Genomic DNA, 15,421 nt, shown 5'->3' with positions numbered 1-15,421 from the left:
CGGCTGGCTGCACACCTACAATCACCACCGCGGACACACCGCGCTCGCAGGCAAACCACCCGCCAGCCGCGTCCCCAACCTCACTGGGCAATACACCTAGGGCCGTCCACTGACAGGCCAGTTGGCGCACTGGCATGCCGAACCTGAAGCGGTCGCCGATTCGGCCTCGCGCGGGCCGCCGCCGCCACGGCGCTGACCCGCCCCGGTGTCGTGGTCGGGACCGTGGGCCACACGGCGCCGGAACAGGCGCGCGGGCAGGCAGGGCCTTCGGCCGACGTGTTCGCGTGGGCGCTGACCTCGCCTACGCCGCCACCGGACGCCGGCCGTGCGGCACCGGACCGTCCGAGGCGGTGCCGTACCGGTGCCGTACCGGTGCCGTACCGGGTCCTGCACGAGGACCCCGACAGGCCGGCTACGCGTCGCCCGGGAGCAGGTGCTGCGCGAGTTCGCGGAAGCTCCACCGGCCCTGCCGGCGGGTGAACGTCCACACCAGGTCGTAGCGGTCGGGCCAGGCGGCGGGCACCCCGAGGACCTGGTGGGCGCCGAGGGCGTGGATCAGACGGGGGACGCCGGTGTGCTCCCAGCAGACGAGCACGGGCATCGGGGCGGCCAGCGCGGCGCGCGCCAGGGCCTCCTCGGCTCCGACGGCGAACTCGGCGCGCAGGGGCGCACGGAGGGCTGCGGTCAGCGGCTCGACCGTCTGCCGGCAGCGGGCGGGGGGGCCGGCCTCCGGGACCGGACGGGCCGCCGGCCGCGAAGACGACGGCGGGGCGCGGCAGCGTCGAACCGCCGGCGGGCGGGAACAGCCGGTGCAGTTCCTCGGCCCGGCGGCGGCCGCGCCCGGCGAGGGACCCGGGGTCCTCGTTGCCGTCCTCGTCCTCGCCCAGGTCCCCCGCGTACGGCTTCTCCGCGTGCCGGATCACCATGACCAGGGCGTCCTTCGGCGCGGCTTTCGGGCCGTGGGCGGCGGTGGGGGGTTCCTGCGCGGAGCAGCCGGCCATCGGGAGCGGGGCGAGGGCGGCGGCAGCCAGGAGGGTGCGGCGGCGCGGTCCGGGCCCGGCGGGGGCTTCTGGCATGGCGCCCACTGTCCCCCACCGGCCGGACGCCTCCGGGGCGCGGCGCGGCGGACCGTCGCCACGAGCGCCCGCTCGGCCGATCGGATCAGCCGATCGGCCGAGGCGTCTCCTGCGGCCCGCACCTCTCGTACGGCGAGGGCACCGGGAAGTACGCCTCCAGGAAGGCGGTGACGGCGCGCTGCTGCTCCTGGGGCGACAGCCCGGATCCGGTGTCGTCGTCGGCGAGGCAGAACGCGTCGGCCCAGCGGTCGGCTGCCAGGCCGGGAAGCCGGTCGATCTCCTCGGCCCGGCCGGTGCTGACGTACGCGTGGTGCAGTTCGCCCTCCACGGCGCGGCCGTCGGCGAGGGCCAGGTGGGAGGCGAGGGTGACGGGGGCGAGGTCGTCTGCGCTGCGGAAGACCGAGCGGCTGGTGGTGCTCAGCCGGCCGGGCAGCCGCTCCTCGACGTGGGCGAAGAGGGAGCGGCTGAGCGGGTACGGGGCGTGGGCCAGGATGTGCGGGTAGGTGCGGTCGGCAGCCTGTTCCACGGCGTGGCGGGTGGCCTTCTGGGAGGCGGTGAACACGTCGTCGTCGGCGCCGGGGGCACTGGGGGCCACGGCCCGCTGGTCGTGGAAGACCTTGGGCAGACCAGAGGAGAGGAAGTAGTTCTGGGGGCGCTGCGGGCGGCCGAGGAAGATGTCGTCGTTGAAGTAGAGGAAGTGCTCGGCGAGGCCGGGGATGCGGTGGAGCCGGCTCTCGATGGCGTGGGAGTTGAAGACGGGGAGGCCGGCGGGGTCGGCGAACAGCTCGCGGTGGTCGACGACGGTGACCTGGGGGTGGTCGGCGGCCAGCCAGGGCGGGGTCTGGTCGTCGGTGACGAGGAAGACGCGGCGGATCCAGGGGGCGTGGGCGGCGATGGAGCGCAGGCAGTAGCGGAGCTCGCCGCGGTCGCGGTAGCGGTTCTCGGCGTGGTCGAAGGCGGCGCGCTCGGCGGCGCCGGTCCCCGCGCCGGACCCGGTGGCGGCAGCGGCGGCGGCGTGGTCCCTGCGGCGGCGCCAGGCGGGGTCGGCGTCGTCGACCCAGGTGATCACGGCGTCGACGGGGAAGTCGATGTCGTCCGGGAAGCGGCCAGCGAAGGCGTCGACGACGGGGTGGTCGCGGTCGCCGACGCGGGTGGTGGAGGTGGCTTCGAGAGTGGGCACCCACCAGCCGTACGGGGTCTCGCGCAGCCCGGCGATGGCGCCGAGGCCCGATTCGGCGGCTTCCCAGAACTCCAGGTCACAGCCGGTTTCGGGGCCGTAGGCCACGGTCCGGCCGGAGGTGACGACCGGCTGGAAGAGCCGGACGCCCTTGATCTTCGGGGGGTGGGCGCCGGTGGACGGGCCCTCCTGGGCCGCGACCGCTTCGGGGAGCGTTTCGGCGAGGACCTCTCCGGCCTCGCCGCCGCCGTCGCCGTCGCCGAGGAGCAGGGCGTACACCGGGAGCCCCTCGAAGGCCGCGGCGCATGCCTTCAGGGCGGCCGCGCGGTCGCCCGGGGCGATGGCCACCCGGTGCCGGAGCTCCCCGTCGGGGACCAGCCCGTACGGAACGGCGGCCGTTTCGAGTGCCTCGGCGACCGCGCTCAGGTTGGCGTCCCGGGCGCCTGCGGGCAGCAGGTCGTCGCGGACCCGGGAGAGCCGGCCGCGGTGGCGGACCAGGCCCGGCAGTTTCCCCAGCAGCTCGTCCTCACGCGCCCGGCCGAGCGGGGGCGGCGCCTGGCTCCCGCTCCCGGTGCTCTCCCGCGCGGCGGCGTCCGGCTGTTTCGGTACGCCGCCGGGCCGGCGCAGCGTCCGTACGATCCGGCGCAGGCCGACGGGAAGGGGGAGACGGGAACGGCCCTGCATATGCGACCTCGCGAGACGGCGCCGGTGTGCGGCACCCGAGGACGCGGACAGCACCCGGCGTGAGGGGGTGCGGCGCCGTCCGGCAGGCAGGGGCGGATGCCTCGTTCACCTCCACCTTTCCCTTCGTTCATTTTTCACGCAAGTGCCGGGGGTCCCCTGTTTCCCGTCTCACAGGGACTTCTCAGATGGCCGGGTTCCTCACCGGTTCCCGGGTGCCGGCCGCGGCCCCTGCGGTTCCCGCTTCATGCTCCGTGCTTGCGGACCGCCCGCAGCCATTCGCGGTTCATCGCGGCGATGGACGGCAGCGGGATGCCCTTGGGGCAGGCCGTGGCGCATTCGCCGGTGAGGGTGCAGCCGCCGAAGCCCTCGTCGTCCATCCGGGCCACCATGTCGAGGACGCGGGTCTCGCGCTCCGGCGAGCCCTGCGGCAGCACGTTCAGGTGGTTGACCTTGGCGGAGGTGAAGAGCATCGCGGAACCGTTGGGGCAGGCCGCCACGCAGGCCCCGCAGCCGATGCATTCGGCGTGCTCGAAGGCGGAGTCGGCGTCGGCCTTGGGCACGGCGGTGGCGTGCGCCTCGGGGGCGGATCCGGTCGGGGCGGTGACGTAGCCGCCGGCCTGGATGATCCGGTCGAAGGCGCCGCGGTCCACGACGAGGTCCTTGACCACCGGGAAGGCGGCGGCGCGCCAGGGCTCGACGTCGATGGTGTCGCCGTCGGCGAAGGACCGCATGTGCAGCTGGCAGGTGGTGGTGCGCTCGGGGCCGTGGGCGTCGCCGTTGATCACGAGGCTGCACGCGCCGCATATCCCCTCGCGGCAGTCGTGGTCGAAGGCGACCGGGTCCTCGCCGCGCAGGATGAGGTCCTCGTTGAGGGTGTCGAGCATCTCCAGGAACGACATGTCGCGGGAGATGCCGTCGACCTCGTACGTGACCATGGCGCCGGGGGCGTCGGGGTTCTGCTGGCGCCAGACGCGCAGGTTGAGCCTCATGCGTAGCTCCGCTGGGTGGGGTGGACGTACTCGAAGACGAGGTCTTCCTTGTGCAGGACGGGGGCGGCGCCGGTGCCCTGGTACTCCCAGGCGGCGGCGTAGCCGAATTCCTCGTCGCGGCGGGCGGCCTCCCCGTCCGGGGTCTGGGACTCCTCGCGGAAGTGGCCGCCGCAGGACTCGGCGCGGTGGAGGGCGTCGAGGCACATCAGCTCGGCGAGCTCCAGGTAGTCGACGATGCGGTTGGCCTTCTCCAGCGACTGGTTGAACTCGTCGCCGCTGCCGGGGACCTTGATGCGCTGCCAGAACTCCTCGCGGATCTCCGGGATCCGGGCGAGGGCCTTGCGCAGCCCCTCCTCTGTGCGGGACATGCCGCAGTACTCCCACATGAGCTCGCCGATCTCACGGTGGAAGGAGTCCGGGGTGCGGTCGCCGTCCACGGCGAGCAGCTTGGCGAGGCAGTCGCGGACCTCCCGTACGGCGGCCGCGGCCTCGGGGTGGCCGTCGTCGACGGCGTCCTGGTGCGGGTGGCGGGCCAGGTAGTCGCTGATGGTGGACGGGAGCACGAAGTAGCCGTCGCCGAGTCCCTGCATCAGGGCGGAGGCGCCGAGGCGGTTGGCGCCGTGGTCGGAGAAGTTGGCCTCGCCGATGGCGAAGAGGCCGGGGACGGTGGTCTGGAGGTCGTAGTCGACCCACAGGCCGCCCATCGTGTAGTGCACGGCGGGGTAGATCCGCATGGGGACCTCGTACGGGTTCTCCGCTGTGATCCGCTCGTACATCTCGAAGAGGTTGCCGTACTTCTCGGCGACCTTGTCCCGGCCCATGCGGCGGATGGCGTCGGCGAAGTCGAGGTAGACGCCCTGGCCGCCCGGGCCGACGCCGCGGCCCTCGTCGCACACGTTCTTGGCGGCGCGGGAGGCGATGTCGCGGGGCACGAGGTTGCCGAAGGAGGGGTAGATCCGCTCCAGGTAGTAGTCGCGCTCCGCCTCGGGGATCTCGGCGGCGGGGCGGGTGTCGCCCTGGGCCTTGGGGACCCAGATGCGGCCGTCGTTGCGCAGGGACTCGCTCATCAGGGTGAGCTTGGACTGGTGGTCGCCGGTGCGCGGGATGCAGGTGGGGTGGATCTGGGTGAAGCAGGGGTTGGCGAAGTACGCGCCGCGCCGGTGCGCCCGCCAGACGGCGGTCGCGTTGGAGTTCATGGCGTTGGTGGAGAGGTAGAAGACGTTGCCGTAGCCGCCGGAGGCGAGGACGACGGCGTCGGCGTAGTGCGTGGAGATCCTGCCGGTGATCAGGTCGCGGGCGACGATGCCGCGGGCCACGCCGTCGACGGTGATCAGGTCGAGCATCTCGGTGCGGGCGTGCATCTCCACGTTGCCGGCGGCGATCTGCCGGGACAGTGCCTGGTAGGCGCCGAGGAGGAGCTGCTGGCCCGTCTGGCCGCGGGCGTAGAAGGTGCGGGAGACCTGGACGCCGCCGAAGGAGCGGGTGTCGAGGAGGCCGCCGTACTCGCGGGCGAAGGGGACGCCTTGGGCCACGCACTGGTCGATGATCTCGACGGATATCTGGGCGAGGCGGTGGACGTTGGACTCGCGGGCGCGGAAGTCTCCGCCCTTGACGGTGTCGTAGAAGAGGCGGTGCACCGAGTCGCCGTCGTTGCGGTAGTTCTTGGCGGCGTTGATGCCGCCCTGCGCGGCGATGGAGTGGGCCCGCCGCGGGGAGTCGGAGAAGCAGAACTGGACGACGTGGTAGCCCTGTTCGGCCAGGGTGGCGCCGGCCGCCCCGCCGGCCAGGCCGGTGCCGACGACGATGACGGTGTGCTTGCGGCGGTTGGCCGGATTGACGAGCCCGGCCTCGAAGCGGCGGCGGTCCCAGCGTTCGGCGATGGGGCCGTCGGGGGCCTTGGTGTCGGCGATCGGCTCGCCGGTGGCGTAGTGGGCGTAGTCGGTGCTCATGTCAGCTCACCACTCCGGTCATGACGGCGACGGGGACGGAAACGAAGCCCGCGAAGAGGACGAGGGCGAGGGCGTTGGCGAGGAACTTCAGTGCCCGGTCGCGGCGGGCGTTGCCCGCGCCGAGGCTCTGGGCGGCGCTCCAGAAGCCGTGCCGGACGTGCAGGCCGAGGGCGGACATCGCCACGATGTAGACCGTGTTGCCATACCAGGTGGAGAAGGTGGCGAGGACGTTCTCGTAGGGGTGGCCGGCCCACGCGCGCTCGTTGACGGTGAGCGTGGTGAGGTCGAGCAGGTGCCAGACGATGAACAGGGCGAGGATGACGCCGCCCCAGCGCATGGTGCGGGTGGCGTAGCTGGCGCGGCGGCGCTTGTGGGCGTACTTGACCGGGCGGGCCTTGATGTCCCTCCGGCTGAGCTGGTACGCGGACACGGCGTGGCCGACGACCGCGGCGAGGAGCACGACGCGCACGATCCACAGGGCCCACTCGTGGTGGAGGAAGGGTGAGCCGAGGGTGCGCAGCCAGTGGGCGTAGCCGTTGAACTCGTCGGCCCCGAAGAAGATCTTGAGGTTGCCGAGCATGTGGACGACCAGGTATCCGAGCATGATCAGCCCGGAGACCGCCATCACGGACTTCTTGCCGACGGTGGAGTCCCAGAGCGTGCGCGTGGTGGACGGCCGTCGGCCCGTCCGCGTTGCCAGAGCCATGCCACCGACGGTAAGGACCGAAGTCCCGAGAGGTCCAAGACATGATGTCGCTGATCTCGATAGGAGCTGCCTATGTACGGCGTACGCTGGGACGATGCAGTTCCAGCAGCTCCTGTACTTCGTGGCCGTCGCCGAAACCCGTCACTTCACGCGGGCCGCGGAGCGGGTGCACGTCGCCCAGCCGTCGCTCTCGCAACAGATCAAGGCGCTCGAACGGGAGCTGGGGGCGGAGCTGTTCAGCCGGGCACGGGGCAACATCGCGCTGACCGATGCGGGCGAGGCGCTGTTGCCGCTGGCCCGGCGGATCCTGGCGGACGCCGACACGGCGCGGCTGGAAGTGCAGGAGCTGGCGCAGCTGCGGCGGGGGCGGGTCCGGCTGGGGGCGACGCCGAGCGTGTGCACGGGGCTGCTGCCCGGTGTGCTGCGCGCCTTCCACACCGCGCATCCGGGGATCGAGCTGCTGATCGAGGAGAGCGGTTCGCTGGATCTCGTACGGGAACTCGCGCGCGGGGCCCTGGACCTGGCGCTCATCGCGCTGCCGCTCCCGCCCTCGGCTCCGGCGCTGACCACGGTGGAGCTGCTGACGGAGGACCTGGTGGTGGTCTCCTCGGCGGAGCTGCCGCCCCCCGCGGGCGGCGGGCCGCTCTCGGTGTCCGCACTGCGCGACGAGCCGATGGTGATGTTCCGCCACGGCTACGACCTGCGGGACCTGACGGTGGCCGCCTGCCGGGCCGAGGGCTTCGAGCCGGTGTTCACGGTGGAGGGCGGGGAGATGGACGCGGTCCTGGGCTTCGTGCGTGCGGGACTCGGTGTCGCGGTGGTTCCGGCGATGGTCGTCGGCCACGGCGGCCCGGGGCTGCGCGCCACTCCGCTGGCGGGCTCCCCGCTGCGCCGCACCATCGCCTTGGCGCACCGCACGGACGTTGCTCCCCCGCGCGCGGCCCGCGAATTGAAGCGCATCCTGCTGGGCTGAAGCGCGTCCTGCTGGGCTGAGCGCGCCGCGCCGCTTCCCGAAGGCGCGGCGGGCCTGTCAGGCCCCGGCTATGGGGAGGGCCTTGTCGAGCCCGTCGGCCAGCATCGCGAAGGCCTGCTCGGCATCGACCACGGCGGCCGGGTGGGCCTCTTCGGCGCTCTGGCCGGCGGCCATGCGGAGATAGTTCTCCCGGCCCAGCTCATGGCGGACCGCCACCAGGTGCATCGCGGCCAGCCGGGCGGCGAGCGGCCGGACCGACTCCGATTCGAGCACGGCGGCGAGCAGCTCCACCTCGCGGTCGGTGTAGTGGGCCATCCGGCTCTCCAGGCTGGCGGTGGAGTAGAGCAGCCGCTGGAACGCGACCACCCCGGGGTGGTCGCAGAGCCCGGTGATCGGGTCCCGTTCGGCGAGGGCCGCAAGGAAGTGGGCCCGCACCGCGGCCACCGGTGTCCGGCCGGCGGGCCGGTCGCGCACGATGCGCGCCGCCTCGTCCTGGTGGTCGGCGAACCGGTCGAGCACCAGGTCCTCCTTGCTCGGGAAGTACCGGAACAGGGTGGGCTTGGAGACTTCGGCCGCGGCGGCGACATCGGCCACCGACACGGCGTCGAAGCCCCGTTCCAGGAAGAGTTCCAGCGCCGTGGCCGCCAGCTGGCGACGCGTACGGAGCTTCTTGTTCTCGCGCAGACCCGTCTTCTCCATACCGCGAGCATAGCACAGAATCATGACCCGGTTAATTTCTTGACCGGGTTGCATTTTCTGCCGGGAGCCGCTTTCCTTGAGGCATCGACGAGACATCGGCGAGACGGACACCGACCTGAGAGGACGTCCGATGACTGACGTACTGATCGTGGGCTCCGGCCCCACGGGACTGACCCTGGCCTGCGACCTCGCCCTGCGCGGAGCCGCCGTCCGCGTCATCGACCAGCGCACCGAGCCGCACCGCGAGTCCCGCGGCAAGGGCCTGCGGATGAGCAGCGTGGAGATCTTCGAACAGCTCGGCGTGGCCGAGTCCCTGACCGGCATCGGCAATGAGGCGGTGGTCCTGCGCAAGTACTTCGACGGAGCACTCGTCACCGACACCCCCGTGTCCGGCACCGGGCTGCTGATAGGGCAGTGGCAGATCGAGGAGGCGCTGCGCGAGCGGCTCGCCGGCCTGGGCGTGGCGGTCGAGTACGGGGCCCAGCTCGCCGGGGTCACCCAGGACTGCGCCGGGGTCCGGGCCGAGCTGGCGGACGGCACCGTGATCGGGGCCCGCTACCTCGCAGGGTGCGACGGCGGGCGCAGCACCACCCGCAAGCTCCTCGGCATCCCCTTCGAAGGCAGCACGGAGGAGGAGCCCGCGATGGTCATCGGGGACGTCCGGGCCCCAGGGCTCAGCCGGGACTTCTGGCACCAGTGGTTCACGTCGGAAGGCGGCGGGATCATGCTCTGCCCGATACCGGGGACGGACTCCTTCCAGCTGCAGGCCTCACCCGAGCAGGACGAGCACGGCGAACCGATGCCGCCCACACTGGAGAGCTTCCAGCGGCTGTTCGACCGGCATGCCCGGATGCCCGGGATCCGGCTCGCGGATCCCACCTGGCTCTCCACCTGGCGGATCAACGTGCGCGTGGCCACCCGGATGCGCGAGGGCCGGGTCTTCCTCGCCGGGGACGCCGCGCACGTCCACCCCATAGCCGGCGGGCTGGGCATGAACACCGGCATCGACGACGCGGCCGCCCTGGGCCGGACCCTGGCCGCCGCCCTCACCGGGCAGGGCGGGGAGGAGGTGCTCGACGCCTACCAGGCCGAGCGGCTGCCGGTGGCCACGGAGGTCGTGGCCGACACGGCGCGGCGGTACGAGCGGGTCGTCGCCGCCGTCCGGACTCCCGGCCGGGGGACGGAGGCCGGCCTGGACTGACCGGGTGCGGCCGGGCTGCCTTCAGGAGGGCGTGGGCACGGCGTCCGACAGCGAGAGGGTGTGGATGCGGTCGGGGGCGCCGGGACGGGCGTAGTACCAGCCCTGGGCGGTGTCACAGCCGAGGTCGCGGAGCTGGGCGGCCTGGGCTCCGGTCTCCACGCCCTCGACCGTGACGGCGAGTTCGAGGCTGTGGGCCAGGGCCACGATGCCCTCCACGATCTTGACGTCGACCGGGTTGGCCGGCTGCTGCTGCATCCCCTTGGTGAAGGATCGGTCCAGCTTCAGGACGCTGACCGGGAGGCGGCGCAGGTTCGCCAGGTTCGAGTAGCCCGTGCCGAAGTCGTCGAGCGCGATGTCCACGCCGAGGGCCGCGAGCCTCCGCAGGGGTTCCAGGAGTTCGTCGTCGGCGCCGATCAGGGCCGACTCGGTGACCTCCAGGCACAGGGCGCCCGGGGCGAGGCCGGAGTTCTCCAGCACCGCGACGGTGTCGGCGACCAGGCCGGGGTGGTGCAGCTGGGTCGGCGAGAGGTTGACGTTGATCCGCAGCGCCGAGCCGCCGTGCTGGCGCTGCCAGTTGCGGGCCTGGCGGACGGCCTCCTCCAGGACCCAGCGGCCGAGCGGCACGATCAGCCCGGTCCGTTCGGCGAGCGGGATGAAGCGGTCCGGGCCGAGTACCCCGTACTGCGGGTGCGACCAGCGCACGAGGGCCTCGGCGCCGTGGACGCTGCCGTCGTGCAGGTGGACCAGCGGCTGGTACTCGATGAAGAACTCGCCGCGTTCCAGCGCCGCAGGGAGGGCGTTGGTCAGGCCGTGCCGGGTGATGGCGCGGGCGTCGGCCTCGGCGTCGGCGAACTCGAAGCGGTTGCCGCCGGCCGCCTTGGCGCGGTACATGGTGATGTCGGCGCTGCGCAGCACCTCCGCCGCGGTGCGCTCACGGGCCGGGCCCTCCACGATGCCGATGCTGCCGCGGACCGACAGCTCGCGGCCCTCGATCCGGATGGGCACCGACAGGGCGGACAGGATCCGGACGGCCAGTTCGGTCACCTTCTCCTCGGTGTCCGAGCCGGTGGTCAGCGCCACGAACTCGTCTCCGCCGAGGCGTGCGACGACCTCGCCGGGCCCCGTCGCGCAGCTCTGCAGCCGGTCGGCGACCTCCACCAGGAGCCGGTCGCCCGCAGAGTGGCCGAGACTGTCGTTGACGGCCTTGAACCCGTCGAGGTCCAGGTAGCAGAGGCCGAAGCGGGTGCCGCCGGCCCCGCTGAGAGCCTTCTCCAGGCGTTCGAAGAACAGCGTCCGGTTCGGCAGCCCAGTCAGGGCGTCATGGGTGGCCTCGTAGCGCAGACGCAGGTTCAGCAGCCGGCGCTCGGTGGTGTCCTCCATCAGCGCCAGCTGGTACTGGGGAACGCCCTCGGCGTCGCGCAGCAGCGACACCGTCAGGTTGGTCCACAGCACGGTCCCGTCGTGCCGGTAGTACGGCTTCTCCACGCGGTAGCTCTCGCGTTCGCCGCGTACGAGTTCGCCGTACATCCGCCAGACGTGGGGGGCGTCGTCGGGGTGGCCCCACTCGCTGACGTTGCGGCCCTGCACGTGCCCGCCCATCCCGCCGAACATCTGCAGCAGCGCGTCGTTGACCTCCAGGATGTTCCCTTCGAGGTCGGCGATGCCGATGCCGACGGCCGCGCCCTCGAAGACCGCCTTGAAGCGCTCCTCGCTCGCGTGCAGGGCCTGCTGGGCGTCGATGCGGGCGGTCAGCGCGGAGCGGGCGATCGCCTCCTGCTCCTTCAGGGTGCGCTCGCGCAGGGCGCGGGCGAACCCGGCCGCGATCCCGTGCTGGAGCCGGGCGCAGCGCGAGCGGTACTCCTCGGTGCCCTCCACGCCGACGCCGTCGGGGCCGCAGTAGAGCACGAGGTACGACTCGACCACGCCGAGCGTGCCGGCCAGTGCCTCCGGGTCGGTGCAGTGCACGGCGACGAGTTCGGCCCCCACCCGCTGGGCCACGCCCGCGTCGAAGGGCCGGGCGTGCAGGGCTTCGGCGAGGGTCCGGGCGAGCGGTATGAGGTGCTTTTCGAACTCGACGCGGGTCAGCGAGGTCGCGGTGACGGGGAAGATCGCCCGTCCCCAGATGGTCGCGAAACGCCCGATCCGGTCCTCCAGCCCGCTGCGCAGCGCGGCCGGGCCCGCGCCCGCCGACAGGCCCGCCGGAGCCGGCGGGCCTGTCGGCGGGGCCGTGGGCTCCGCTGCCTGCGCGGGCCCCTCGTTCTTCGGGGTCGGTGTGCCGGAGGGCACCGCGGCCGTGGATCTCACGCCTTGCGTCCCACTCCGCCGAAGCCCGAGAACGCGTACGGGTCCTCAGGCGTCTCGCCGCCCTCCGGGTCTTCGGTGCCCTCGGGCTGCCACAGCGGCATGGACACGACGCCGGGTTCGACGAGCTCGAAGCCGTCGAAGAAGCCGCCGATCTGCTCGCGGCTGCGCATCACGAGCGGGTTGCGGATGTCCCGGTAGACGCCGACCGTCCCGGCCGCGACCTCCTCGGAGAGCGGGATCCCCTCGTAGGAGGCGTGCGTGAGCACCAGGAGGCTGCCGGGGGCCAGCGCGTCGCGCAGCTCGGCGACGGCCGCGTACGGGTCGTCCGAGTCCTCCAGGAAGTGCAGGACGGCGACGAGCAGCAGGGCGACCGGGCGTTCGAGGTCGAGGAGCTGCGAGACCTCGGGGGCGGCGAGGATGTCCTGCGGCTTGCGCAGGTCGGCGGCGACGATGCCGGTGCGCTCGTCGCCGGCGAGGACGGCCCGGCTGTGCGCGACGGCCACCGGGTCGTGGTCAACGTAGACCACGCGGGCCTCGGGGCTGGCGGCCCGGGCGATCTCGTGGACGTTGCCGAAGGTGGGGATGCCGGAGCCGATGTCGAGGAACTGGGTGACGCCCCGGGCCGCGGCGTAGCGGACTGCGCGGCGCATGAAGGCCCGGTTGGCCTGCATGATCTTGGGCAGGCCCGGGAGGAACTCCATGGCACGGCGGGCGGCCTCGCGGTCGACCTCGAAGTTGTGGGAGCCGCCCAGGTAGTAGTCGTAAATGCGGGACACGCTCGGCACCGATATGTCGATACCTGGCGGGGCCCAGGCGGGGCGCTCCATCGCGGTCTCCAAGCCGTAGTCCTGCGCGGTCGTCCGGGATCGGACGCCTGTCCGAGCCGAATGTACTGATCATTGCCCAACGGAGCGAGCAAAAGCGGAAATTGGTGATCCGTTCTTCATCACACACCAAAGGCCTCCACGGCCCCTCCCGCAGCGAATGACCGAAACCGACAAGTCGCTTTTGGGAATGCGCAGGCAGGTGATCGGAATTCTTCATTCCGTGGCTCAAACCTCTACGGTCTTCGCACCACCCGTTCTGGCGAACCACAGCCGAGCTCCGCGTGCGCGGGCGCACGTGAGCCCATGCTCCCCGGGTGAACAGAGCCTGCACCAGACGCCTGCTGGCGGTCCCGGTCCTGCTGTGGGCGGCGCTGTCCGCCACGCCGGCCGTGGCTGATAGCTGCGCCTACGCGACGATCGACGCCGGGGACGGCGCGAGCGCCGTCGGACTGGTCGCGGTCGCCGGAAGCGGCGCGACCGCGAGCGCCCGGGGTGGCGGACATCACGGCGAAGGCCCTCCCGACGGCCGGGGCAACGGCCACGGAAGCGGCCACGGCCCGGGGCACGGGAACGGCCACACAGGCCACCACGGACACGGTGGACACCACTGCCCGCCGCCTCCTCCTCCGTGCCCGCCGAAGCCGACCCCCACCCCGACACCGACCCCGACGCCACCCCCGACGCCCAAGCCGCCCCCGAAGCCCACTCCGCCGCCCGCGCCGCCGCCACCGCCCGCGCCGAAGCCCACGCCGCCGCCACCGCGCGCTCCGCAGGCGATGTCCCGGCCGAAGCCGCCCGCGCCGGCCCTGCCGAAGCCGGTGCCGCCGCCACCGCTCCAGGCGAAGGCGCCCACCCCCGTGGTGACGCCGCCGCCCCCGAAGAAGGCGGTGGCCAGGCCGGCCTACCGCACGGCGGCCGCCAAACGTCCCGAGCACCACATCTCACCGGTGACCTTCACCTTGATGACCGCGGCACCCGCGGTACTCGCGATCGTCGCGTTGCGGCCCCGCTAGACCCGCCGCCCCGCACCCCACCTTTGTGACCGATTGGGAGTCATCTTGTCGGAATGGCTCGTCCTGACCCTCGCGATGGCGGCGGCCTGCGCCGTGGTGCTGTCCATCGCCTCCTTCAACCACCGCCGGATCGGCGACGACGACGATCCCAACGAGACCCCGGACGTCATCGAGTACATGACGATGATGATCGGGGTGATCTACGCGATCGTGCTGGGCCTGGCGATCGCCGGTGTCTGGGAGGGCCGCGGGGCCGCCCAGGAGTACGTGCGCCAGGAGGCCCAGGCCCTGCACGAGATCAGTGTCCGCTCGGAGGTCTACCCCGACGACGTGCGCAAGAAGATCCGGTCCGACGTCGACGCGTACGTCACGTACGTGGTGGACACCGAGTGGCAGGAGATGGCCGACCACGGCGACCTCACCGACCGCAGCGGGCAGCTGCTGGACCGCATCCGCCGGGACGTCACGGACTACGAACCGAAGACCGACCACGAGGGGCAGGCGTACCAGCCGCTGGTGGACCAGGTCGCGCTGGTGGACGACGCCCGCAGCGCCCGCGGCCAGAGCGCCGGGGCGACGATGCCGGGGGTGGTGTGGTTCGGACTGATCGCCGGGGCTCTGGTGACGGTCGGCCTGGTCTTCACCCTGCAGATCCGCCGCTCGTTCCGGGAACTGCTGCTGGCGGGTCTGTTCAGCGCGCTGATCGCCTTCCTGCTGTTCCTGATCTGGGACTTCGACGCGCCGTTCGGCCGGGGCATCGCGGCGACCGCCGAGCCGTTCCTCGCGCAGTTCCCGCACCTGCCGCTCGGCGACTGAGGCACGGGGCCGGGGCCGGATATCGCGGGCCGGGACCGGGGGGCCGGGGGCCGGGAACCCGGGGCACGCCGACGCGCCGCAAACCGGGGGCGGGTTCCCCGTCCCCGGTTCGGCCTACCCCTGTGCCCCATTCGCCCGTTCCTGATCGCGGGTCACCGCGCCCGGACCTAGCGTGTCGGACATCGAGGCGCACGACTCCCCACGTGCGGAAACCGTTCCGCGGCTGCTCCTCGGAGATCCGGAGACCAACCATGGGTGCGATACGCAGCAACGCCACCGCCCTGCTGAGCGCCGGCGCCACGGGCGCCGTACTCGCGCTCGGCGCCCTCGGCACGCCCTCCGCGCTCGCGGCCGAGGCCCAGCCCATCACCTCGTTCGGCTTCGCCATCACCCCGTCGACGGTCGCCCCCGGCGGCCAGACGGTGCTCTCCGTCACCGGCTGCAACGCCGCCTACGCCACCGTCTCCTCCGGGGTCTTCGACACCGTGAGCATCGCGCGCGGCCAGACCGCCCGAGTGACCGTGGACCGCGACGCCCGGCGCGGAGCCGTGTATTCCGTCACCTTCACCTGCAACGGCGAGAACGGTTCGGCGGACCTCACCATCACCGGCGGCACCACCAAGCCCACCACCAGCTCCACCTCCACGTCGACGGCCGCCTCCACGGCCACCCGGGGTGCCTCCCTCGGCGTCCGCGGCGGTCTGGGCGGCAGCGTGGCCGGGATGGACCCCCGGGAACTCGGCGCGGGCGCAGCGCTCTTCCTCGCGGCCGTCGGCGGTACGGCGTACGTACTGCGCCGCCGCGCCTCCACCCGCGGCCACTAGCCGGTCTGCGGCAAGGCGCCACACACCCCCCCCAGAGCACCGACAGAGCACCGACCGCCGGGGGGGCCCCCCGGGGGGGCCCGGGGGGGGGGGGGGGCGGCGGGGCGGGGGGGGGGGGGGGGGCCGCCCCCGCCCCCCCCGCCCGCGCCCCCCCCCGCCCCCGGCCCCCGCCCGGGGCCGCCC

At 72.9% G+C, this 15,421-nt stretch carries 13 protein-coding genes; 5 read left to right on the top strand and 8 right to left on the bottom strand.

The annotated features are described in order from the left end of the window. Positions 1-412: 412 nt before the first annotated feature. From ACIBAD_RS19640 to ACIBAD_RS19620, 5 genes are all read right to left on the bottom strand, one after another. Positions 413-601, bottom strand: coding sequence for a hypothetical protein (locus tag ACIBAD_RS19640; protein ID WP_398907849.1), 189 nt, complete (start codon positions 599-601; stop codon positions 413-415). A 560-nt stretch (positions 602-1,161) separates the two neighbouring features. Further along, positions 1,162-2,937 (bottom strand): stealth family protein, encoded by a 1,776-nt coding sequence (locus tag ACIBAD_RS19635; RefSeq protein WP_398907848.1) that lies wholly within the window; start codon positions 2,935-2,937, stop codon positions 1,162-1,164. Between the two features lie 242 nt (positions 2,938-3,179). Then, positions 3,180-3,926 carry a succinate dehydrogenase/fumarate reductase iron-sulfur subunit gene (locus ACIBAD_RS19630; RefSeq protein ID WP_134069533.1) on the bottom strand — a complete coding sequence of 249 codons (747 nt, stop codon included), beginning with the start codon at positions 3,924-3,926 and terminating at the stop codon, positions 3,180-3,182. Beyond that, positions 3,923-5,875, bottom strand: coding sequence for a fumarate reductase/succinate dehydrogenase flavoprotein subunit (locus ACIBAD_RS19625; protein WP_398907847.1), 1,953 nt, complete (start codon positions 5,873-5,875; stop codon positions 3,923-3,925). Before ACIBAD_RS19625 ends, ACIBAD_RS19630 begins: the two co-directional genes overlap by 4 nt. 1 nt (position 5,876) lies before the next feature. After that, positions 5,877-6,581 (bottom strand): succinate dehydrogenase, encoded by a 705-nt coding sequence (locus ACIBAD_RS19620; protein WP_398907846.1) that lies wholly within the window; start codon positions 6,579-6,581, stop codon positions 5,877-5,879. A 94-nt stretch (positions 6,582-6,675) separates the two neighbouring features. Between ACIBAD_RS19620 and ACIBAD_RS19615 the strand changes: the two genes are divergently transcribed. Further along, the gene (locus tag ACIBAD_RS19615) at positions 6,676-7,554 is read left to right on the top strand and encodes a LysR family transcriptional regulator (RefSeq protein WP_398907845.1); all 879 of its coding nucleotides are present in this window, start codon (positions 6,676-6,678) and stop codon (positions 7,552-7,554) included. A gap of 57 nt (positions 7,555-7,611) precedes the next feature. Here ACIBAD_RS19615 and ACIBAD_RS19610 read toward each other — a convergent pair whose 3' ends face one another. Then, a complete protein-coding gene (locus ACIBAD_RS19610) occupies positions 7,612-8,253 on the bottom strand; it encodes a TetR/AcrR family transcriptional regulator (RefSeq protein WP_398907844.1) in 642 nt (213 codons plus the stop codon). A 130-nt stretch (positions 8,254-8,383) separates the two neighbouring features. On the opposite strand from ACIBAD_RS19610, the gene ACIBAD_RS19605 reads away from it, so the two are divergent. Beyond that, positions 8,384-9,454, top strand: a complete 1,071-nt coding sequence (locus tag ACIBAD_RS19605) for an FAD-dependent monooxygenase (RefSeq protein ID WP_134069541.1) — start codon at positions 8,384-8,386, stop codon at positions 9,452-9,454. Between the two features lie 21 nt (positions 9,455-9,475). On the opposite strand, the gene ACIBAD_RS19600 is transcribed toward ACIBAD_RS19605, so the two are convergent. Together ACIBAD_RS19600 and ACIBAD_RS19595 are read right to left on the bottom strand one after the other, a co-directional pair. After that, complete coding sequence (locus tag ACIBAD_RS19600; protein WP_134074272.1) at positions 9,476-11,647, bottom strand: EAL domain-containing protein; 2,172 nt, start codon at positions 11,645-11,647, stop codon at positions 9,476-9,478. A 107-nt stretch (positions 11,648-11,754) separates the two neighbouring features. Next, the gene (locus tag ACIBAD_RS19595) at positions 11,755-12,585 is read right to left on the bottom strand and encodes an SAM-dependent methyltransferase (protein ID WP_134074273.1); all 831 of its coding nucleotides are present in this window, start codon (positions 12,583-12,585) and stop codon (positions 11,755-11,757) included. A 776-nt stretch (positions 12,586-13,361) separates the two neighbouring features. Here ACIBAD_RS19595 and ACIBAD_RS19590 point away from each other — a divergent pair. The 3 genes from ACIBAD_RS19590 to ACIBAD_RS19580 all read left to right on the top strand — a co-directional run bounded on the left by ACIBAD_RS19590 (position 13,362) and on the right by ACIBAD_RS19580 (position 15,238). Further along, positions 13,362-13,598, top strand: a complete 237-nt coding sequence (locus ACIBAD_RS19590) for a hypothetical protein (protein WP_398907843.1) — start codon at positions 13,362-13,364, stop codon at positions 13,596-13,598. Between the two features lie 45 nt (positions 13,599-13,643). Beyond that, complete coding sequence (locus ACIBAD_RS19585; protein ID WP_134069545.1) at positions 13,644-14,414, top strand: DUF4239 domain-containing protein; 771 nt, start codon at positions 13,644-13,646, stop codon at positions 14,412-14,414. Between the two features lie 251 nt (positions 14,415-14,665). Further along, entirely contained in the window at positions 14,666-15,238 is a 573-nt protein-coding gene (locus ACIBAD_RS19580; protein ID WP_134069547.1) for a hypothetical protein, read from the top strand. Positions 15,239-15,421 lie beyond the last annotated feature (183 nt).

This window comes from Streptomyces sp. NPDC051109 (assembly GCF_044455885.1).
In the GTDB taxonomy this organism is placed as follows: domain Bacteria; phylum Actinomycetota; class Actinomycetes; order Streptomycetales; family Streptomycetaceae; genus Streptomyces.
This window is presented reverse-complemented; position numbering and strand designations above follow the sequence as displayed.